This window comes from Larkinella sp., assembly GCF_965227735.1.
In the GTDB taxonomy this organism is placed as follows: Bacteria; Bacteroidota; Bacteroidia; order Cytophagales; family Spirosomataceae; genus Larkinella.
This window is the reverse complement of record NZ_OZ245776.1, coordinates 1,139,719-1,158,720: the sequence shown is the minus strand read 5'-3', so window position 1 is coordinate 1,158,720 and position 19,002 is coordinate 1,139,719. Positions and strand designations below refer to the sequence as shown.

Annotated in this window: 18 protein-coding genes; 10 read left to right on the top strand and 8 right to left on the bottom strand. The window is 51.9% G+C overall.

The window, feature by feature from the left end; translation table 11 throughout:
* The 3 genes from ACO064_RS04620 (at position 1) to ACO064_RS04610 (ending at position 3,436) form a co-directional block, all read left to right on the top strand.
* Positions 1-426: a response regulator gene (locus ACO064_RS04620; RefSeq protein ID WP_421826224.1), complete on the top strand. Its 426-nt coding sequence runs from the start codon at positions 1-3 to the stop codon at positions 424-426.
* 106 nt (positions 427-532) lie between these two features.
* Positions 533-2,482, top strand: coding sequence for an alpha-1,4-glucan--maltose-1-phosphate maltosyltransferase (locus ACO064_RS04615; protein WP_421830991.1), 1,950 nt, complete (start codon positions 533-535; stop codon positions 2,480-2,482).
* A gap of 123 nt (positions 2,483-2,605) precedes the next feature.
* Complete coding sequence (locus ACO064_RS04610) at positions 2,606-3,436, top strand: response regulator transcription factor (RefSeq protein WP_421826223.1); 831 nt, start codon at positions 2,606-2,608, stop codon at positions 3,434-3,436.
* A gap of 29 nt (positions 3,437-3,465) precedes the next feature.
* On the opposite strand, the gene ACO064_RS04605 is transcribed toward ACO064_RS04610, so the two are convergent.
* A complete protein-coding gene (locus tag ACO064_RS04605) occupies positions 3,466-3,945 on the bottom strand; it encodes a response regulator (RefSeq protein ID WP_421826222.1) in 480 nt (159 codons plus the stop codon).
* 458 nt (positions 3,946-4,403) lie between these two features.
* On the opposite strand from ACO064_RS04605, the gene ACO064_RS04600 reads away from it, so the two are divergent.
* The 6 genes from ACO064_RS04600 (at position 4,404) to ACO064_RS04575 (ending at position 11,046) form a co-directional block, all read left to right on the top strand.
* Positions 4,404-4,805, top strand: a complete 402-nt coding sequence (locus tag ACO064_RS04600) for a hypothetical protein (RefSeq protein WP_421826221.1) — start codon at positions 4,404-4,406, stop codon at positions 4,803-4,805.
* A gap of 99 nt (positions 4,806-4,904) precedes the next feature.
* Complete coding sequence (locus tag ACO064_RS04595; protein ID WP_421826220.1) at positions 4,905-5,507, top strand: hypothetical protein; 603 nt, start codon at positions 4,905-4,907, stop codon at positions 5,505-5,507.
* A 101-nt stretch (positions 5,508-5,608) separates the two neighbouring features.
* Complete coding sequence (locus ACO064_RS04590) at positions 5,609-7,294, top strand: putative maltokinase (RefSeq protein ID WP_421826219.1); 1,686 nt, start codon at positions 5,609-5,611, stop codon at positions 7,292-7,294.
* Between the two features lie 23 nt (positions 7,295-7,317).
* Positions 7,318-7,911, top strand: a complete 594-nt coding sequence (locus ACO064_RS04585; RefSeq protein ID WP_421826218.1) for a Uma2 family endonuclease — start codon at positions 7,318-7,320, stop codon at positions 7,909-7,911.
* Between the two features lie 73 nt (positions 7,912-7,984).
* Positions 7,985-9,991, top strand: a complete 2,007-nt coding sequence (gene glgB, locus ACO064_RS04580; RefSeq protein WP_421826217.1) for a 1,4-alpha-glucan branching protein GlgB — start codon at positions 7,985-7,987, stop codon at positions 9,989-9,991.
* A 287-nt stretch (positions 9,992-10,278) separates the two neighbouring features.
* Positions 10,279-11,046 (top strand): hypothetical protein, encoded by a 768-nt coding sequence (locus ACO064_RS04575; protein ID WP_421826216.1) that lies wholly within the window; start codon positions 10,279-10,281, stop codon positions 11,044-11,046.
* Between the two features lie 66 nt (positions 11,047-11,112).
* Here ACO064_RS04575 and ACO064_RS04570 read toward each other — a convergent pair whose 3' ends face one another.
* Complete coding sequence (locus tag ACO064_RS04570; protein ID WP_138992408.1) at positions 11,113-12,075, bottom strand: alpha-E domain-containing protein; 963 nt, start codon at positions 12,073-12,075, stop codon at positions 11,113-11,115.
* Between the two features lie 142 nt (positions 12,076-12,217).
* Between ACO064_RS04570 and ACO064_RS04565 the strand changes: the two genes are divergently transcribed.
* Complete coding sequence (locus tag ACO064_RS04565) at positions 12,218-12,991, top strand: NIPSNAP family protein (RefSeq protein ID WP_421826215.1); 774 nt, start codon at positions 12,218-12,220, stop codon at positions 12,989-12,991.
* A gap of 80 nt (positions 12,992-13,071) precedes the next feature.
* Here the strand turns inward: ACO064_RS04565 and ACO064_RS04560 are convergent, their stop codons facing one another.
* The 6 genes from ACO064_RS04560 to ACO064_RS04535 form a co-directional block, all read right to left on the bottom strand.
* Positions 13,072-14,490: a hypothetical protein gene (locus ACO064_RS04560; RefSeq protein WP_421826214.1), complete on the bottom strand. Its 1,419-nt coding sequence runs from the start codon at positions 14,488-14,490 to the stop codon at positions 13,072-13,074.
* Between the two features lie 48 nt (positions 14,491-14,538).
* Entirely contained in the window at positions 14,539-15,516 is a 978-nt protein-coding gene (locus tag ACO064_RS04555; protein WP_421826213.1) for a hypothetical protein, read from the bottom strand.
* A 192-nt stretch (positions 15,517-15,708) separates the two neighbouring features.
* On the bottom strand, positions 15,709-17,061 hold the full coding sequence (eat, locus tag ACO064_RS04550; RefSeq protein ID WP_421826212.1) for an ethanolamine permease: 1,353 nt from the start codon (positions 17,059-17,061) through the stop codon (positions 15,709-15,711).
* A gap of 93 nt (positions 17,062-17,154) precedes the next feature.
* Positions 17,155-17,823, bottom strand: coding sequence for a hypothetical protein (locus tag ACO064_RS04545; RefSeq protein ID WP_421826211.1), 669 nt, complete (start codon positions 17,821-17,823; stop codon positions 17,155-17,157).
* Between the two features lie 9 nt (positions 17,824-17,832).
* Complete coding sequence (locus ACO064_RS04540) at positions 17,833-18,222, bottom strand: hypothetical protein (protein WP_421826210.1); 390 nt, start codon at positions 18,220-18,222, stop codon at positions 17,833-17,835.
* 387 nt (positions 18,223-18,609) lie between these two features.
* On the bottom strand, positions 18,610-18,996 hold the full coding sequence (locus tag ACO064_RS04535; protein WP_421826209.1) for a DUF423 domain-containing protein: 387 nt from the start codon (positions 18,994-18,996) through the stop codon (positions 18,610-18,612).
* Positions 18,997-19,002: the final 6 nt, after the last annotated feature.

Sequence of the window (19,002 nt, the reverse complement as noted above, 5' to 3'; positions counted from 1 at the left end):
ATGGCTTTTGACCTATCCAGAAAGAAAATCTTACTGGCTGAAGATGATGGGGATGACCGTGAATTTTTCATTGACTTTTTAGGGAGTCGCACCGATATTGAACTGCTGCCCGGCGTAACGTCGGGAGTAGAAGTGCTGGACTACCTGCATCGAATCACCTCGCCCGACGAACTGCCGGATATTGTCATTCTGGATCAGAATATGCCCAAGCTAACGGGGAAAGAAACGCTGACAGCCATCAAAGCTACAGATTGGCTGGCGCAGATTGCCGTCGTGATTTATTCCACTTACGTGGGGAGGGAACTGATTGATGAGTGCCTGAAACTGGGGGCGATTTTGGTGAAATCCAAGCCCGTTTCGAAGGACGGTTACAACGAGATGATGAACGAAATTCTGGCGGCATGCAGACGTGTGTCCGTTAGCTAAACGATTGCTAATCAGGTTGATTATGGCCACCCGTAACAAAACTTCCCGTTCTGCCGCTGCGGCATATAAGTTAGCAAATCTGCCTTCCGATGGTCAGATTCGTGTCATGATCGAGCGGGTTTCGCCCGAACTCGATGCGGGACGTTTTCCGATCAAGGGCGTTCCCGGTGATCTCATTGCCGTTGAAGCGGATATTTTTCTGGATGGTCATGATAAACTGGCTGCCCGACTGCTTTATAAACATCCCGATGATCCGGCCTGGACCGAAGTGCCGATGGTTTTTATCAACAATGACCGCTGGGGCGCGTCGTTTACCGTCGAAAAACCGGGATTGTATGCCTATACCATCGAAGGCTGGGTGGATCACATCGCTTCCTGGAAACATGAAGTCGAATTGAAAGTGGCGGCTGGTCAACGGCTGACGAGCGAACTCAAAGCCGGGGCCGTTTACGTCGAAGGCATGGTGCAACGGGCCGAAGGGGATGATAAACCCACGCTGGAGTGGCTGGCCGGTTTGCTGGAAACCGGGTCCGATGAATACAACGATGCAGCTTACCAGGAGTCTGTTCAGTTTGTGGAAAGCGACCTGTTTACAGATCTCATCCAGCGGTATCCCGAGCGGAAACACCCGGCCCGGTATTCCCGCGAACTGATCGTGGATGTCGATCGGCCCAAAGCCGGTTTCAGTACGTGGTATTGCCTGTTTCCGCGATCTGCTTCGCAGGAACTGGGTGCCGGGGGCGCGCCCGTCCACGGCACGTTCCGGGATGTGGAAAAGCTGCTGCCGCGCCTTGAAGCGATGGGCTTCGACGTGCTCTATCTGCCGCCGATTCACCCCATTGGACAGTCGTTTCGGAAAGGAAAAAATAATAATGTGGTTTCGCAGCCCGGCGAACCGGGCGTTCCGTATGGTATCGGTTCGGAACTGGGCGGCCACACGGCCATTCATCCCGAGTTGGGAACCCTCGATGACTTCAAACACCTGATTGCCATTGCCCGAAACCACGGCATGGAGGTGGCGATGGATCTGGCCATTCAGGTGTCGCCCGATCATCCCTGGGCCAAAGACCATCCGGAATGGTTTAAAAAACGACCCGACGGCACCATCCAATACGCTGAAAATCCGCCGAAAAAATACCAGGATATTTACCCGGTTTATTTTGAAACCGACGACTGGCAGAGCCTCTGGATCGAAATGAAGGAGACGATGCTGACGTGGGCGTCGTGGGGCGTTCGGATCATCCGGGTCGACAATCCGCATACCAAGCCGTTTCAGTTCTGGGAATGGCTGATTGCGGAAGTCAGGAAGATCTATCCCGACCTGATTTTTCTGGCCGAAGCCTTCACCAAACCGAAGGTGATGCAGCAACTGGCGAAGCGCGGTTTTGCCCAATCGTACACCTATTTCACTTGGCGCAACAACAAACAGGAACTGGAAGAATACCTGACGGAACTGACGCAGGGCGAGATGAAAAGTTATTATCGCCCGAATTTCTGGCCGACTACCCACGACATCAACCCCTACATCCTGCAATCGGGCCACGAGCCGCAGTTTTTGATCCGGTTTTTGCTGGCAGCCACGCTATCGTCCAACTACGGTATTTACGGGCCGTCGTTCGAGTTGATGGAGCACCTGCCGTTTCCGGGCAAGGAAGAGTACATCGACTCGGAAAAGTACGAGATTCGCCACTGGGACTGGCACCGCACCAACCGGCTTACGTACCTGATCGGGCTGGTCAACCGCATCCGTCGGGAAAATCCGGCCTTGCAAACCACCAACAACCTGACGTTCTGCCGCATCGACGACGACGCGCTGATGGCGTATCTGAAAGTGACGGGCCATAACCGGCTGCTGATGGTGATCAACACGGATGCCTACAACCGGCGGGCGGGCATGGTGCAGGTGCCGATCTGGCAGTTAGGCATCGCCGAAGGACAGGAATATGTGGTGCACGATTTACTGACCGGGGCGCAATATACCTGGAAAGGGCAGTGGAACTACGTCGAACTTGATCCGTACCTGTTGCCCATGCACTTGCTGAAAATCGAAGCCTGATCGTTTTTGCGGCTGATGGTATCCTAAAAAGAAGTGCCGTTGCCTAAGAAATGCGGCTACAATTGCCCTGAATGCGGTTACTTTATAAGACATGCAGCAACAGCATTTTTATTGGTAAACAACATGATTCAGGAAGCGATTCAATACCCTGCTTTAATCAAATATTTGAAAGGGTTCAGCAATTATACGTGGGTGCATTACGGCGACGGGCGCAAGGTTTTGTTGGCGAAATCCCTGGTTTTTTTTGAAAAGAAACTCTCCGGTTTTCTTCGGGTTCATAAAACGGCGCTGGTCAACCCCCATTACATTGCTGATTTTCAGGCTCCTCCGGGACATAAAATGGCAGGTTCGGTTAGCCTGCGGGATGGTGAAACGCTGCCCGTTAGCCGTCGGCGCTGGAGTCTGATCATCGATCCGCTTCTGGTTACGATGTTGCCGTCTTCACTGCCGACCCATGGCGAGCCGGTTCATTCTCCGTTAGCAGCCCAGGTTGGAATCGAGAAAAAACGCCCGTCTGTGGCCTCCCGCCGAATGTGGATGGTGATGGCCGATGAGCTGAAAAGCGGTTTGGTGCAGCAACTGATGGGCGAAAAATGGTCGCAATGGGGGCTGAAACTGTTCGATACCGGCAACGGACTTCAGAAAGTGATCGCCGGTATCGGAGAGGCCGACATGCCCGCCGTGATTGTGTTGGACGGGAGCCAGCCGGGTAGTTTGCTCACGTTGCAAACCCTCAAAAACAGTTCCCGCTTTCGGTTTATTCCCACCATTCTGCTGTCATCGGCCGGCAATTATGACCAGGCTCAACAGGGCTACGCATCGGGGGCCAATTCGGTCATTGTTTATCCCACCGATCTGCCCCGGTTTATTCAGGTACTGGAAAAGATGTTTCGGTATTGGCTCTCGGTCGCATCTGCGCCACAGGCTGGGAACGTCAGCTCCGTTCCGGTGTAGCCGAATAGCCCGGTTTCGGAACTAGACGTTTAATAGATCGAATGGGTATTGGGTAACGATACGGTTTCCCACCAGTATTCTTTCAGGGTCAGAAAGTAATCGGTCCATTCCGTGAAATTCATGGGCTTAACGACGTAGGAAGCCACCCCACGGTCATAGGATTCGGCAATGTCGTTGGAGTCGGACGAATTGCTGAAAACCACGATCGGGATCTGGTTAACCTCCGGACTCAGCTCTTTAACTTTTGTCAGAAAGGCCCAACCATTCTCCCGTGCAGGTAAGTATAAATCCAGCAAAATCAACTGGGGCAGGCGCAGCCCGGTCTGTTCACATTCGTCAAGGTAACTGATTGCGGTGTGCTCATCAGTCATGATGACGATTTCGACATCGGCAAAACTCTGCTGGAGCGCACTTTTAACCAGCAGCAGGTGGTCGGCACTGTCTTCGATGACCAGAATGCGGGCTTTCCGGAGCCGATTTGGGCCTGTAATGTTTTTGGAATCATTCATTATTTTCAATGTTGCGTTTCCTGGAAGTTGCGAGTTGATACAATCGAAACCGCTATCCTCACCAGGTGTTTAGAAATACCGGACATTTTCTGTTTTTTTTGCTGTTTTCAGTCGGTCGGAACACAAAAATACGTATTCACGGATGTGCTTATACGTCTGCAGAAATCTATACCAAGACCAGTCTTCTTTCAGCCTTCCAATGGTTTTCGGGCATGGATGCCTGCCAGGAGAGCAAACTCAATGAAGAGAATAAACGGTTTTAGATTGTGATCGAGACCCGAATGGATGCGTTTTTTTACCTGTGAAGTTGGGCGTCCTGGCTTATTTTCGATAACAATGACGAATCGAATGGAGTTAACGACGTAGAATTTGGCCGGTAATGAGACCGAATGTCGGGCCATTACCGGGCTTTATCAGCTATTTTGTGGACGGGAACACGTCAAATAATCAACTCAACGATGAAGAAGACACTCTTAGTAGCAGCAGTATTGACAGGATTGATTTTCACGCTGCCAAGCCAGGCTCAGACAACCAGTTCGGAAGGCAATGCCGCCAATCCGGCCCAGAGCAGAAACGGGAATGTGAAAGAACAAAAAACGGAGCCCGGCAAAACCCGGGCGGGCATCAGCCGCAATGTAACCGGCGTTCGTCCGGACAGCAACAGTACATCCAATAAATTTGGCCGTTCGGGCAAGCAGGCGAGTCGGGAAGCACGCTCGCCTTCATCGGCCGATGGCAAGGTGTCCGAAAAAAACCGGTCCCGATCGTATCCAAAAGCCAAAAATGACCGCAGCAACGGGCGCACGTTTGGCAACACCGGTACGGATACCACCCGTAAAAAGCCTGACTCCCGTCAGTAAAGGCTTTTAGCATTCTGCTTCGCGTGAAAAACCCATTCCGATCAACCGGTCGGAATGGGTTTTTAATACATAGCGTGTAAACCCTTTAATCCAAAGCGTATGAAAACCCGCAACATCGGAGATGCCTTTCAACATGGCATCGATCTTTTAAAAGGCGAGGATTCGGTGGACAAAACGTTTTGCAGCCAGAAAAACTGCCCGGATCAGGAAACCGCCCAACCGGCCTTTGCCCGCGCCAGAGAGAAAGTATTTGATGTAAACCGCTGGTCCGACGTATCCAGCCTGACCGCCAAATTTGTGTTGCACGATGCTGCCGGTCGGCCAAAACCGTCGGGCTGGCCGACAGTTGGTGATTTTATTTGTCTGGAACTTCCCGGCCCGACGCCCGAAAACTGGGTAAAGGTTATCGAGGTTATCGATGAAGAACGAAAAGCGGGTTTTGCCGCCCGCCCCTGTGCCGATCCGAACGAAAATGAAAATCGGACCGAGCACTTTTTTACCGCTGAATCGACCAGCACGTTTCGTGTGGAACGGGTGGGAAATACGCTTTCGGCCTGTCAGTTTGGTGAAAACGAACGGATCAACAACCAGCATCCGGAAGCCGGAGGCCGTGCGGTGGTCAACACCGTGATTGCCACCACCGGCTGGCTTTTCTACCAGAAGATCCAGTGGAAAACGCTCATGGATTATCTGCTGGAATAGTCGACGGTTTTCAATTTATGCTCAATAAATAGGCTTATTTACGGAATCACTTTGTATTATTACGGGTAGAATCGCTTTGCCTGTACCACCGATCTGTCTCCATGTTCGACTCAACCGCAACCAACCTGAGCAGCCCCCATGCCTGGAATAATCTGACCCGGGATCAGGATGCCATCCGGTTTCTGGAAACGGCGATTTTGCCTCCTTATATGAACGCGTGCCGGTGGTTTGCCGGTAAAGCCCGCCAGCAGGCAGGCTTTCGCATTCAGTTTGTTCACGAAATCGGGTTTCCTTCCGCTAGTCAATCCGACGACAAGGCATTTCTGTTTATCGTGGAAGCAGCGTATGCTGACGGCGAAACCGAACGGTATCTACTTCCCTTGTCGTTTGTGGATGCTGGTCATCCTGATGCAGCTTCCATGGTCCCGAAGGGGATTCTGACGCGTGCGGATTTCGACCGGGAAAGCGGTTTGGTGGTCGATGCCATTTACGACGAACGGTTCCGGCAAGCACTGTATTTCAACCTGGCCCATCAGCAAACGCTGGGTCAAACAAGTGGCAAACTAACCTTTCACCGGGGAAAGGGAATGGCTATTGAAGATACCAGTGGATTGATTACCAGTCGTGTATTGCCAGTTGACTCAAGTAATTCTGCACTCGTTTTTGGCGTTCCGGCTCAGGGAGAGAAGTATTTCCTGAAACTTTACCGCAAGCTTTTTCAGGAAACCAACCCGGAAGTAGATCTCGTCAGTTTTCTGACCGAAAAAAGCAATTTTAGTCACATTCCGGCCTACGCCGGAAGCGTGAGCTGGGAGCAGGAGGGTATGCCGGACATTACGCTCGGGATGATGCAGCGCATGGTTGAAAATCAGCAGGATAGCTGGAACCAAACGGGGGATTACCTCAATGATTTTCTCTACGCGGTTCCGCACCGCTTGTTTACGATCCGGGAAGACGTGTTCGACCGGGTGGAACTGCTGGGCCGACGGACGGGGCAAATGCACCTGGCGCTGTACGACCCGGACGTGGGCGATCCGGCGTTTGCCGCCGAACCCTTCACCGACGACTACCGGGAATTCATCATCCAGCGGTTTGAAAACCTGCTCGAACGGCGGTATAATCTGCTCATCGACAATTACACGAAACTCGATCCGCTGGCGCAGAGCCTGGCCTGGGTGTTTATGGAAGCCAAGGAGATGATCGACGAGTTTGTCGACGATTTCCGGACCCGACCGCTCGATTCGCTGCGCATCCGGATTCACGGCGATTACCACCTGGGGCAGGTGCTGGCAACGGGTAACGATTTCATTATCATCGACTTTGAAGGCGAACCGGAAAGCAGCATCAGCGAGCGAAAGATCAAGCATTCACCCCTGAAAGACGTCGCCGGCATGATCCGTTCGTACCATTACGCGGTTTCGGCCAAGCTCTTTGGCAGCACAGAAACCGCCGGTATTGAGCCGGATCATCTGCAACGCGTTTCCGAACGCTGGTTTAAACTGATTCGTGACACGTACATGGACGCTTATCTGGAAACGATTGGCAACCCGCATCCGCTGTTTAAGAACAGCAACGAGGTGAACTTTTTGCTGCTGGTGTATCTGCTCGAAAAAGCCGTATATGAACTAGGCTATGAAATCAGCTACCGACCGGCCTGGGTGAAGATTCCGTTGAAAGGAATTATGGATGTGATCCGGGAAATTGAAAAAATACGGATTGCCGACCCGACCCGAAATTCGGAACTCCCGCTGCTGCAAATGGGGTTGTTGCAGACGAAAAAAGAGTAAGTTTGTGCTAAACGCGCATTTCTATGGAAATAACCAGTTTGGATCAGTTGGATTTAACCCGGCAATACACCTATGCCGACTACCTGACGTGGCGGGTTCAGGAGCGGCTCGAATTGATACGCGGTTACATTTGGAAAATGTCGCCCGCACCCAGTCGCCGGCATCAGCAGTTGGTCGGTAAGCTCTATTTGCCATTTGGCAATTACATGAAGGGCAAACCCTGTCAGGTATTCATGGCGCCGTTCGATGTGCGACTGCCCCGCAAGAATAAGATTACGAATGAAACGATCACCACCGTGGTTCAGCCGGATTTGTGCATCGTTTGTGATCCGGCTAAACTGGACGATGCGGGTTGCATTGGCGCACCGGATTTGGTGATTGAAGTGTTGTCGAAAGGCAATACGAAGAAAGAAATGAAGGAGAAGTTTGATGCGTACCAGGAAGCCGGTGTTCGGGAATATTGGATTGTTCAGCCCGAATACGATAACGTTCTGGTCTATACGCTCAGCGAACAGGGTCAGTTTATCGGGCAACATCCGTACGATGAGAGCGATACCTTGTCACCATTGATCTTTCCGAACCTCCAAATCGATCTCCACGAAGTTTTCGAAGAATAAAACCGGTTGAATGCATTGGATTCATCGGTGAAAATTTGTCTATATTTCACGAGCTAAACGATATAGCTTTCTTATGGCGAAACGTACGACCAAACAGAGTCCTGTTACCACTGACCCAAAACCGGAAACTGTCGATCAGACACCGGAACCGACGACACCTTCGAACGGTTCCGGGGATTACAGTCGATTAACCGAATTTGACATTTATCTTTTCCGGGCCGGAAAACACACCCGTCTGTATGAAAAGCTGGGTTCACACGTCGTCGAGGTCGACGGGGTTGTCGGTACGTATTTTGCCGTCTGGGCACCGTCGGCCCGGTATGTGGCGGTCATTGGCAATTTCAACGGCTGGAACAAAGGAAGCCATCCGCTGAAAGTTCGCTGGGACAGTTCGGGCATCTGGGAAGCTTTTGTGCCGCATATTGGCCGGGGTGAGATTTATAAATATGCCATCACGCACGACAGCGGCCGTGAACTCGAAAAAGGCGATCCGTTTGCGCTCTGGTGGGAAACACCGCCCAAAACCGGCTCGGTGGTCTGGGACAACTGGTATGAGTGGAAAGATGATTACTGGATGCGGAACCGGGGCAAATTCAATGCCCTCAACAAACCCCTTTCCGTCTACGAGCTTCACCTGAATTCGTGGCGTCGTGATCCGTCGGAGCCCGCACGGCAATTGTCGTACAACGAAGTGGCCGATGCGCTGGTGCCCTACATCAAGGAACTGGGCTTCACACACGTCGAGTTTATGCCCGTCATGGAGCATCCGTACGACCCATCCTGGGGTTACCAGATCACCGGGTATTTTGCACCCACCAGCCGTTTCGGTACGCCACAGGACTTCATGAACATGATCGAACGGCTCCACCAGGAAAACATCGGCGTGTACCTCGACTGGGTTCCTTCGCACTTCCCGGGTGATGCCCACGGTTTGTATGAGTTCGACGGTTCGCACCTGTATGAGCATCCCGACATGCGGAAGGGCTATCATCCCGACTGGAAAAGCTACATTTTTAACTACGGTCGCAACGAGGTTCGGGCGTTTTTGCTCAGCAATGCCCTGTTCTGGCTGGACCGGTTTCATGCCGACGGGTTGCGGGTCGATGCCGTCGCGTCGATGCTGTACCTCGACTATTCGCGGAATCACGGCGAATGGGAACCAAACGTATTCGGTGGCCGGGAAAACCTGGAAGCCATTTCGCTCTTCAAGGAACTGAACGAAGCGGTTTACAAGGACTTTCCGGAAGTCCAGATGATTGCCGAGGAGTCGACGGCCTTTCCGGGCGTGACGCGACCCACCTATACGGGCGGTTTGGGTTTCGGCATGAAGTGGATGATGGGCTGGATGAACGATACTCTGCGGTATTTCCAGCGCGACTCCTACTACCGTCGCTGGCACCAGGATGAGTTGACATTCAGCACGGTGTATGCGTTTTCGGAAAACTTCATGCTGCCGTTTTCGCACGATGAGGTGGTCTACGGCAAAAAGGCGCTGATCAGCAAAATGCCGGGTGACGAATGGCAGCGGTTTGCCAACCTGCGGCTGTTGTTTACGTATATGTTCACACATCCCGGCACCAAATTATTATTTATGGGCTGTGAATTCGGGCAAACCTCGGAGTGGAAATTCGACGGCAGCCTCGACTGGCACCTCCTCGATTATACCCCTCATCAGGGCATGAAGGAGTGCATGAAAGCCTTAAACCGCCTGTATCGCAGCGAACCGGCCCTGTATGAGCAGAGTTTTGTGGCCGAAGGCTTCGAGTGGATCGACACGACGGACCGCGAAAACAGCATGATTGTCTACGCCCGGAAAGGCACCCGCACCAAAGAGCAGGTGGTTATTGTGTTGAATATGACGCCCATTCCCCGCACCGACTACCGCATTGGTGTTCCGGCGGCAGGCACTTGGGTCGAGTTGTTCAACAGCGATGATCGGGCGTTTTTTGGGAGTGGTCTGCTGAATAGCCAGCCGCTTGTCTCCGAACCGCAGGAGTGGCAAGGGCGTCAGGCTTCTATCGTGCTCACCGTGCCGCCGTTGGGAGCGGTAGTACTGAAGTATCAGAATAATGAAGCATAAAGTTCAGGTATGCCCCAAGCGGGGCATACTTTTTGTGTAAATCCTTGTTTGGACAATCATTAATTTCAGGCCATTGACGCCGGGTTTTTACACGTATCAAAGCAGGCTTCACGAACCATCCGTTGTGACCCTTACACGTAAGTTTTCTAAACCATTTAGTTGCCTGAATGTTATCGGATTGGCCGTAGAACAAATTTTTGCCAAAAAAATGATGCTGTCGGCACAAAACAAAACCTCCAGCTTTCAGTTAATCCCATTAACTTTGCTTTACAAAGTAAGTTTCCTGTATGAGAAAAATAGTAACATTAGTACTGGTTTTTACGTCTGCCGTCGCTTTCTCACAAACGCCCACCGCCAGCCGGATCAGCAGCGGAGTGGACGTGGGTGCCGCTTTTAAAAAGAATTATCTGGCTCCGTCCATCACCTATTATGAACTGCTAAATCTGGATGCCAATAGGATTTTTTCGATTGGCTGGACGATCAAAGGGGGGAATTTTTACGGAGATAACCTGAATTATACGACGGCCCCCGCCCGGCTCACCCGTGAAAAAACCGGCTTTGGGGCTATTGGCGCTCCCGAGGTGGCGGCCAACATCGATACCATGCGATTCGATTGGGTAACGGTTTCTACCGTCAACTTTGGTTTACGGGCGCAGGTTCGGCTGGGGCCGGTGGAAGTTGGGGCTGGTGCCGATCTGATCGGCCTGGGCTTTGGCAAAAGCCGGGAGGGACGCTACCGGTCGACAACCGGTCGGTTTGAGCACACCAATGCCGATTCAGAAATTGATACCGTGAGCTTTCGGGTTTCCCCCTTGCAATACGCTCAACCTCAGCGGTTGAATGTGCGATTGCTGGGCGACAATGATCTGGGATCACTCTCCAGTGAAGTCTACGTCAGATTGACGATGCTGCGACGGATGGGCGTGAAGGTTGGTTACCATTGGATTACGACCGAAATGCGCGCCAGCAATCTGAACATTGACGATGACAACCGGCGGTTTCGCAACCGGGCCGCCATGGGTTACGTCGCCCTGACGTTTCCGTTTTATAAATAACGATAGTTCAACGGCTTGAAAGGACTTTTACCGGCACGGGAAGTTTTTCAAGCCGTTGAGCGTTCATCAGGCTTCGACTGGTTTTAGGCTAAAATACGTTTCGTAAACGGCTTTGGCTGCCTCATTGGTGCGAATCTGGAAACGATCCAGGTACTGATGTAGGCCGGTTTTGAAAAGCTCGGATGTTTCGGTAAACTCAATTTCCGACCGGAGCTTGCTCAAAGCCTTTTCGGCATCATTCTTAAAACCGTTGGTGATCAGATTGCCCGATATTTCGTAGAGCGACAATTCGGCCTGGCGGATGCAGTGAGCAACCGAACGGGGGAAAAGTTTGTCCAGGATCAGGAATTCAACGATGGTCGACGAGCTAATCATTTTGTATTGCTGTCGGTACATGTTGTAGGCACTGCCCGATTTGAGCACGGCAGTCCAGATCATCAGATCGAGCGTCGAACCCACGGCGTCGGCGTCGGGGAGAAGCGTGAAGTACTTCACATCCAGAAACCGGGAGGTTTTGTCGGCGCGTTCCAGAAACCGCCCCACCCGCCCGAAATGCCAGGCTTCGTTGCGGGTAATGGTACAATCGATGACGCCGTAAAAATGCTGGCAGCCGTTTTTTACGTTATTTAAAAATTCCTGTAAACGGTTTAAGTTCGATTCGCCTTTCGTCGTCGTGTCCCGAACGCGCAAATACAGATCGTTGATGTTTTCCCACATTTCCTTCGAAATGCTTTCCCGGATCGTCCGGGCGTTTTCCCGGGCGTTGTTCAGGCAACTCACGATGGAGTTGGGATTTCGCTTGTCGAAGGTCATAAAATCGATGACATTCTCTCGGGTGGGCTCCTGGTAGTAGTTGTAAAACAGGTAATTATCAGCGGTGGCAATTAAAAGTGGTTCCCATTGTTCGTCGACATTGGGCGGTAAATCCAACGCCAGATTAAAATTGACACTCATAAAACGGGAATAATTGTCAGCCCGTTCAATGTAGCGGTTCATCCAATAGATAGAGTTTGCAACGCGACTCAGCATAAAATCAAAATTTTATAGGGATGTTTGATTTGTAAAGATAGTTTTTTATCTGAAAAAAGTGCCTTTGTCGAAATTATGATTAATCAATTAATCCTGTCAGTTCTCTCTCTATTTTTGTACTTCAACTAACAGCCGCGTACCAATGAGAAATTTCCTATTAACCTGTAGCCTTGTTGTAACTGCATTGAGTCTTTCGGTAGCTAATTCGAACCCGAAATCCACCAAACCGGCCGAGCCCTCGCGCTTGTATGAAGTCCGGATTTATTACCCGACGCCCGGAAATTACGAGAACATTGTCGACCGCTTCCGGAAGTACACGACCAAAATTTTTGAAAAACACGGAATGACCAACGTTGGCTACTGGACACCAACCGATGCGTCGCAGGAAAGGCTGATTTACATCCTGTCGTATCCGAACCGCGAAGCCCGCGATGCGTCTTGGAAAGCCTTTAGCAGCGACCCGGAATGGAAGGAAGTCGTAGCCAAAACGGAAGCGAACGGCAAAATCGTCGCTAAAGTCGACCAGATTTTCATGACGGAGGCCGAAATTTCGCCCAAAATCAAACCGTCGAAAAAACCGGGACGGGTGTTTGAGCTGCGTACCTATTCACCGGCTCCCGGCAAACTGAACGACCTGCTGGCCCGGTTTAAAAACCACACTCTCAAGCTGTTTAAACAACACGGCATGACCCACATCGGCTACTGGCTGACGACGCAGCCCGACGAAAGCGGTCAGTCGAAACTGGTGTACATTCTGGCGCACCCGAGTGAAGCGGAAGGCAAGAAGCATTTCGATGAATTCCGGGTCGATCCGAAATGGGTAAAAGCCAAAGCCGATTCCGAGAAAAACGGCTCTCTGACCACGAAAGTAGAGTCGGTTTACATGAAAGCTACGGACTATTCACCGATTCAATGAGTGAATGCTTCAATGAGTGAATGAGTGAATAGAAAATCGAGCATCCCTTTTTTTATTCACTCATTCACTCATTGAGGCATTCACTCATTATCTAGGCCATCGGCAAGGTGCTGGCGGACGGCCTGGTGGGGACGCAGGCCGTTGACGGGGCGTTGGTTGGCATAGGTTGTTTTATCGGCAGCGGCTGGCAAGCGTTCCTGATCGGACGAGGAGCGGGCTTTCGTGGCCAGATTGGAAACGGAGAAAAAACCGTTTCGATACTGGTTAAATTCTTCTTCGGTCATGGCCTGACGAGCCGCCTGGCCTTTCTCATATCCATCATTGAAAGAGGCAATCCGGCTGTCGGTTCGGGCCAGTTTGCGGTCGTCGATCAACTGGTCGATCTCATTCGTCAGTTGCTGTTTACGTTGTCGCAGTTCGTCCAGCGAAGCCAGAATCTCCAGCTCGTGATCCATGATGTTCTTCTGCGTCAGGTGTTTCGCCACTTCCTGCTGAACGGCCTGGTACTGTTTTTCCAGCTTCCGGCGACGGCGACGCAGCCGCCACAGCCGTGGATCAATCTGGAGCCAGCGGAACCAGAATTTCTGCAAAACCGGCAGGCCAATGCCCAGACAGACCGCCCCGGCCAGCGCAAATAGAACGCCACTCAACACAAACGACAGCAACGCCCACGGACTGTTGACCAACTGGAGATTCAATTCGTCGGACTGCTGGAGTTGGCGCTCAATTTTCTGCAAAACCCGCTGATCGGCCACCGGGTTGGGGTTGGTCGGGTCCAGGGGCGTTGCGTTTAGCTGAATGTTTTTAATGCTTTTGTTAATGGCTTCCTTCAATTTATCGGTCCGGTAGGCATCATACCGAAACCAGCCCAGAATCACCAGCGTGACAATCGATAGAATGGCCAGCCCCATTTTGAACCAGCCGTATCGGCGGGATGCTTCGGGCGAAGAGTTGGTGAGATACGGTTCCTCGATGAGCCGGTCATAGGCCGGTTTCAACAGAATGGAAACCATCGCCAGACCCACCGCAAACATCCAGGCTTCCACATTGTTGCGGATGTTGAGCGCATAAGCCACAATTTCGTGGGAAATGATCAAATCACCGGCAACGAACGAAAGACCGGCGGCTACAAAGATCAGCCCGGCCAGCAGCGAATATTCCGATGCCGTGTTTTGCCGGCGTTCTTTCAGTTGCCCGCGTTCGTCCTCGACGGTTTTGATTTCGGATTCCAGATGCTCGGCCTCTTTGCCGGCCAGCGTTGTCTGCATAATGTGGTCCTGAAGCCGGTCGAAGGCGGCCCGGCGCTGGGCCGTCGTATCCGCTAATTTCTGGTCGATTTGCCGGATTTCGTCCTGCTTGCTCGCCACGCGCTCCTTGATCCACTCGTCGCTGACCTGACTCGATAAATAGCCTTCGTAGTTCTGACGGTCGGTTCCTTCGACTCCGCTCGTATACCCGTGCTGAAAATCCTGACTATCTTTTGGCTGCTGCTCGTTCATATCGTTTTCCGTTTAGAAGTTGTGGGCGTCAGAGATGCCGGCAACTCGTTAATTGGCCACAATGGCCCGTATCTGTTGCTCCGAAAGGCGGTCGCGCAGGCTGCGGGCCAGGTTAAATTCATTTTCAAACAACTCAATCAACAAATCCCGTCGCGTGTTGCTACGGGATAGTTCCAACTCGATCCGATTCAGGAAAGGCAGTAGCTGCCACTTCCGCACGCGAATCGCATCGACACTGATTTTTAATGCATTAACCTCCTTTTCCCAGTCTACTGTTTTCAAATTTCGCTCAATTTTCAGATTTTTTTCCTGGTTCTGATACCGAAAATCGTTCTGTAAAGCCGACAACAGGCCGGGAATGAGCTTCCCGATGGACAAAAACAGAAAGAAAAGAAACAGAAAAATACCCAGTGCCAGAAGAGCCGGTTGGGTTTGAAAAGCGTAGATGAAGACGAAAAAAGAAGCCGCAAAAGGCAAACCCGCGTCGGCCAGAAGTTGCCGGGCGGAAATGGGGGGCTCGGTTTCGGCCGGATTCGTGGTGCGGTGATACAAACCCAGAAAACCGGCTAAAAATACGCCCAGGGAAATCAGGCGGTTTTCTTCAAAATGGGGTTTCAGGGTTTCCCGAATCAGAAAATACGTTCCGATCAGCACACCCAGGCAAGCGATTAAGCCCGTGGCGGTTTTGAGAAAGTGAGGTTCCCCATCGGGTTGGGCTGCTTCAAGTCGCGTGATTTTATGCCGCAGTTCTTCAATACGGTTGGTCTTTTGTTCGATCTCTAAATTCAACTCGCCGATTTTTTCGCCTAATTCTTCCCGCTCTCGTTCCAATGGAATCGTTTGCTGTTTAAAATACAGACGAATCAGGTTTGTTTTTTCTTCCAGCGGAGCAGGAGATAAGCCGAGAAGAGCGGCTTCGTCGCGCAGCAGATTGTCATCGCTCAGCCAGTCCGGCAGGGGCTCTGGCGAATGCGCTGGGAAATCCGGTACGGTTGGGTTGTTGTTTAGCTGCTCTTCGAACGTCATATCAAAACGTTAACTACCGGCAAAAGGTGTTGTATAAAAACCGGCCTGACCGTCATAATATTGTCTAACAACCGGTTTTTCTGAAAGGTTTGCGTTAGCGTAGAGAAGTTAGACATGAGACAGGAGAAAAAAGAAAATAGCCTCCGTAAATGACAGACTGTATCTTTTCTCTCATGTCTATGCTCTCTCGTCTTATATCTTTGAGCTATCCGGTAACCGAATGCCAATAACCCGGAACAGCGCCAGCGAAACCGCCAGCAATCCGGCAAAAATCACACTCAGCCAGACGTTGTAATAGACGATGGCAACCAGACAGACACAGGATAAGACGAGGGCAATGGTCGGAATGTAGGGGTAAAAAGGGGCGATAAAAGGACGTTCGAGATCCGGTTCTTTCTGACGAAGTTTAAAAAGGCTCACCATGCTGCTGATGTACATGACCACCGCGCCGAGGGCCGACAGGATGATGATGTCGCCGGTGGTGCCGGAAAACAGGGCGATAAAGCCGATGATACCGCCCCAGATCAGTGCCCAGTGGGGCGTCTGGAACCGCCGGTTGACCTTTGCCAGAAAACCGGGCAGATAACCGCTCCGGGCGAGGGCAAAAATCTGGCGGGAATAACCGATGGTGTTGCAGTGAAACGACGCAATGAGTCCAAATAATCCCAGACTGGCGAAGACTTTCGACCACGGGCTGTTGCGACCCCAGACCATCGCCAGCGTTTCGGGCAGCGGGTAGTCGATCTTGCTCAACAGGCGCCAGTCGCCAACGCCCGCCGTGAGAATCATGGTGCCGAGGGCCAGGAAAACCAGGGTGCCGATGCTGAGCAGATAACCGCGCGGAATCGTTTTCTTCGGATTTTTCACTTCTTCGGCCACCATCGCCACGCCTTCGATGGCGAGGTAGAACCAGATCGCAAACGGGAGGGCGGCAAATACCCCGCCTGCGCCGTACGATTCGTTGTGGGCAACGAAGTTCCGGGTTTGGTAGGAGGGAGCCACCAGGGCCATAAAAACGAGCAATTCCACCACCGCCAGGACGGTAATGATCATGGAGAAATTGGCGGATTCCTTGATGCCCAGAATGTTGATGGTAATAAAGACAACGTAAGTGGCCATGGCCACGCCCAGGACGGGCAGTTCCGGGTGCAGGAAATTGGCATAAGCACCCAAAGCCGCAGCAATGGCGGGAGGGGCCATCAGAAAATCGACGAGCGTGGCAAAACCGGCGATGAAAGCCGCCGTCGAGCCGAAGGCGCGGTTGGCGTAGCTAAACGGCCCGCCCGCGTCCGGAATGGAAGTTGTGAGTTCGGTATAACTGAAGATAAAGGCGAGGTACATGACCGTTACCACAAGGGTGGCCACCAGAAAACCGATGGTTCCGGCCACAGCCCAGCCGTAATTCCAGCCGAAGTATTCGCCGGAAATGACCATGCCCACGGCGATTGACCACAATTGGGCGGTGGTGATTACTTTTCGTAAGCCGGGCTGGCTCGTTGATTCGCCGGCCTGTGTCGACGCGGAATCGGTAGAAGATTCGACCATCTGATCTGTCAAAAAGAAACGGGAATAGTACAAGACGGTGTCCCGAATCTCGCTGATTCGGGACTACAATCTAAATAAAAGTCATTTTCTGGATTAATCCAAAAATACTTTTTTCAGTACTTCCCACAATTTTCGTTTCAATTTGGAGTCGGCTTCAATGGCCGAAAGTGGGTCGGCCAGTAGGAACGTGATGCCGAAAATCCGGATGGGCTGGTACCGATCCATCTGAATGTTCAAATGAATGGTTTTGAAGGGGACGCCGAAGGAGATAAAATGGTGCAGGGTTTTGTTCTCCAAAACCGCATGAAAATCGACCATTCCCGAGCCGGCCAGGTTCAGCATGTCGATGTCGCTGAGGTTCAGATGGATGGCTTTCAGGATGTTTTCCAGGAAAATCAGTTCGCCGGGCGTCAGTTCTTCATCGAACAGCAGCAACACTTTGGGCTTTTGAGCCGCGGGCAGTGGCTCCGGTGATTCGATGATGGGAATGGTAATTGGAACGGGTTTGGGTTCTGGTGAAGCCACCAAAGGTATTTCCGGTTCAACCAATCGTACAGGCTGAATGATTTCGGGCAGAACCGCTTCTGGTTCCACTGCCATTTCTACAACGGGTTCCCGTTCCGCAACGGCTTGTTCAACTATACTTTCGGGTTGAGCAACCGGCGGTTCGGGTCGCACTAGCGGCTGCACGACCGGCTCCGGTTCGTCGACCTGATACAGCGTGTCCTGCCCAAAAAGATAGTGATAAGCGTTTTTTTTCATCTTGCGAGCTTACAATTTATACCACTGCACCGCCGGCATCGGTTTCCGGCGACCATCGAACGCTTTTTGTTCCGGGCCGTAATATTTCACGAGGTAATCCAGCACCACCGGTTCCGTTTCGCCCAGATCCCAGAGTTTCTGCGTGCGTTGCATCCAGCGAATTTTCTCCTTCCAGCCATCGCGGGTAAAGCGGTTTTGCAGAATCAGTTTGCTCGAATGGCAGGCCGTGCATTGGGCCACCACCAGCGTTAGCCGCTCATCGACCACCAGACCGGTTGTGGGGTCGTGTTTCAGCGAGTCCGCTAATACCGCAGCCGTTGGCGGGGAAGTCGCCGGGCGCAAAGCCGACAACGTCAACCAGCCCGCCAGTAAAACCGCCAGTCCTGTAATGATCGTCATGTTTTTCATAGGCACATCAGATGTTGAATGTTTGATTCGAGTCGTCTCTCAGAACCGCATTTTGAACATACTATTTCAATAACAAGCCGAACGGTTTTAGCCCCTTTGGGGCTCAACAGCGCAGCGTCGGTAGAAAAAGAAGCCCTGCCCTGACCCCTTCGTGCCTGACGGCACGAAACCTATCCTGGCAACCCGTCGCGTACCTGACGGCACGCTGGCCGCTCGGGAGCATCTCCTTCTACCGACGCTGCGCTGTTAAATCCCTACGGGATAACAAAACGTAGGGTGGTTTTGGTATTAAAAATCGATTCGGAACTCTTTAAAATGCATTGAATTCCCATTTCGGGACGCTCCTTAACCCTTTGAATTGCCCGATTAAACCGAAACTTAACTTTTCAGCCCACCGACCAGCAGCAATGCCCAGCCCGCCAGCATCAGCAAACCGCCGATGGGGGCAATGGCCCCGAATTTGGTGATGCCGGTGAAACAAATGGCATACAGCGAGCCACTGAAAATAAGAACGCCAAACAGAAAGGCGTAGCCTGCCCACGAATAGTATTTTGCCGAAACCGCTGTTGTCGCAGGTATCTGCAACAGGATTCCGATGGCAACCAGCGCCAGCGCGTGGTAAAACTGGTACTTTACGGCGGTTTCAAACGTATCACTTCGTTTTGAAAGCTCGAGCATGGCGCGGAAGGCGTGGGCTCCAAAGGCCCCCAGGGCGACGCCCAGAAAGCCCAGAACGGCACCGGATTGCAAAAAGATTTTATGCATGATAAT

Excerpts from the sequence above, each read along its gene's own strand:
- ACO064_RS04560 (WP_421826214.1), bottom strand. The coding sequence starts at position 14,490 with ATGAACGAGCAGCAGCCAAAAGATAGTCAGGATTTTCAGCACGGGTAT.
- ACO064_RS04590 (WP_421826219.1), top strand. The coding sequence starts at position 5,609 with ATGTTCGACTCAACCGCAACCAACCTGAGCAGCCCCCATGCCTGGAAT.
- ACO064_RS04565 (WP_421826215.1), top strand. The coding sequence starts at position 12,218 with ATGAGAAATTTCCTATTAACCTGTAGCCTTGTTGTAACTGCATTGAGT.
- ACO064_RS04575 (WP_421826216.1), top strand. The coding sequence starts at position 10,279 with ATGAGAAAAATAGTAACATTAGTACTGGTTTTTACGTCTGCCGTCGCT.
- ACO064_RS04540 (WP_421826210.1), bottom strand. The coding sequence starts at position 18,222 with ATGACGATCATTACAGGACTGGCGGTTTTACTGGCGGGCTGGTTGACG.
- ACO064_RS04600 (WP_421826221.1), top strand. The coding sequence starts at position 4,404 with ATGAAGAAGACACTCTTAGTAGCAGCAGTATTGACAGGATTGATTTTC.
- ACO064_RS04615 (WP_421830991.1), top strand. The coding sequence starts at position 533 with ATGATCGAGCGGGTTTCGCCCGAACTCGATGCGGGACGTTTTCCGATC.
- glgB (WP_421826217.1), top strand. The coding sequence starts at position 7,985 with ATGGCGAAACGTACGACCAAACAGAGTCCTGTTACCACTGACCCAAAA.
- ACO064_RS04535 (WP_421826209.1), bottom strand. The coding sequence starts at position 18,996 with ATGCATAAAATCTTTTTGCAATCCGGTGCCGTTCTGGGCTTTCTGGGC.
- ACO064_RS04570 (WP_138992408.1), bottom strand. The coding sequence starts at position 12,075 with ATGCTGAGTCGCGTTGCAAACTCTATCTATTGGATGAACCGCTACATT.
- ACO064_RS04595 (WP_421826220.1), top strand. The coding sequence starts at position 4,905 with ATGAAAACCCGCAACATCGGAGATGCCTTTCAACATGGCATCGATCTT.
- ACO064_RS04605 (WP_421826222.1), bottom strand. The coding sequence starts at position 3,945 with ATGAATGATTCCAAAAACATTACAGGCCCAAATCGGCTCCGGAAAGCC.
- eat (WP_421826212.1), bottom strand. The coding sequence starts at position 17,061 with ATGGTCGAATCTTCTACCGATTCCGCGTCGACACAGGCCGGCGAATCA.
- ACO064_RS04620 (WP_421826224.1), top strand. The coding sequence starts at position 1 with ATGGCTTTTGACCTATCCAGAAAGAAAATCTTACTGGCTGAAGATGAT.
- ACO064_RS04610 (WP_421826223.1), top strand. The coding sequence starts at position 2,606 with ATGATTCAGGAAGCGATTCAATACCCTGCTTTAATCAAATATTTGAAA.
- ACO064_RS04545 (WP_421826211.1), bottom strand. The coding sequence starts at position 17,823 with ATGAAAAAAAACGCTTATCACTATCTTTTTGGGCAGGACACGCTGTAT.
- ACO064_RS04555 (WP_421826213.1), bottom strand. The coding sequence starts at position 15,516 with ATGACGTTCGAAGAGCAGCTAAACAACAACCCAACCGTACCGGATTTC.
- ACO064_RS04585 (WP_421826218.1), top strand. The coding sequence starts at position 7,318 with ATGGAAATAACCAGTTTGGATCAGTTGGATTTAACCCGGCAATACACC.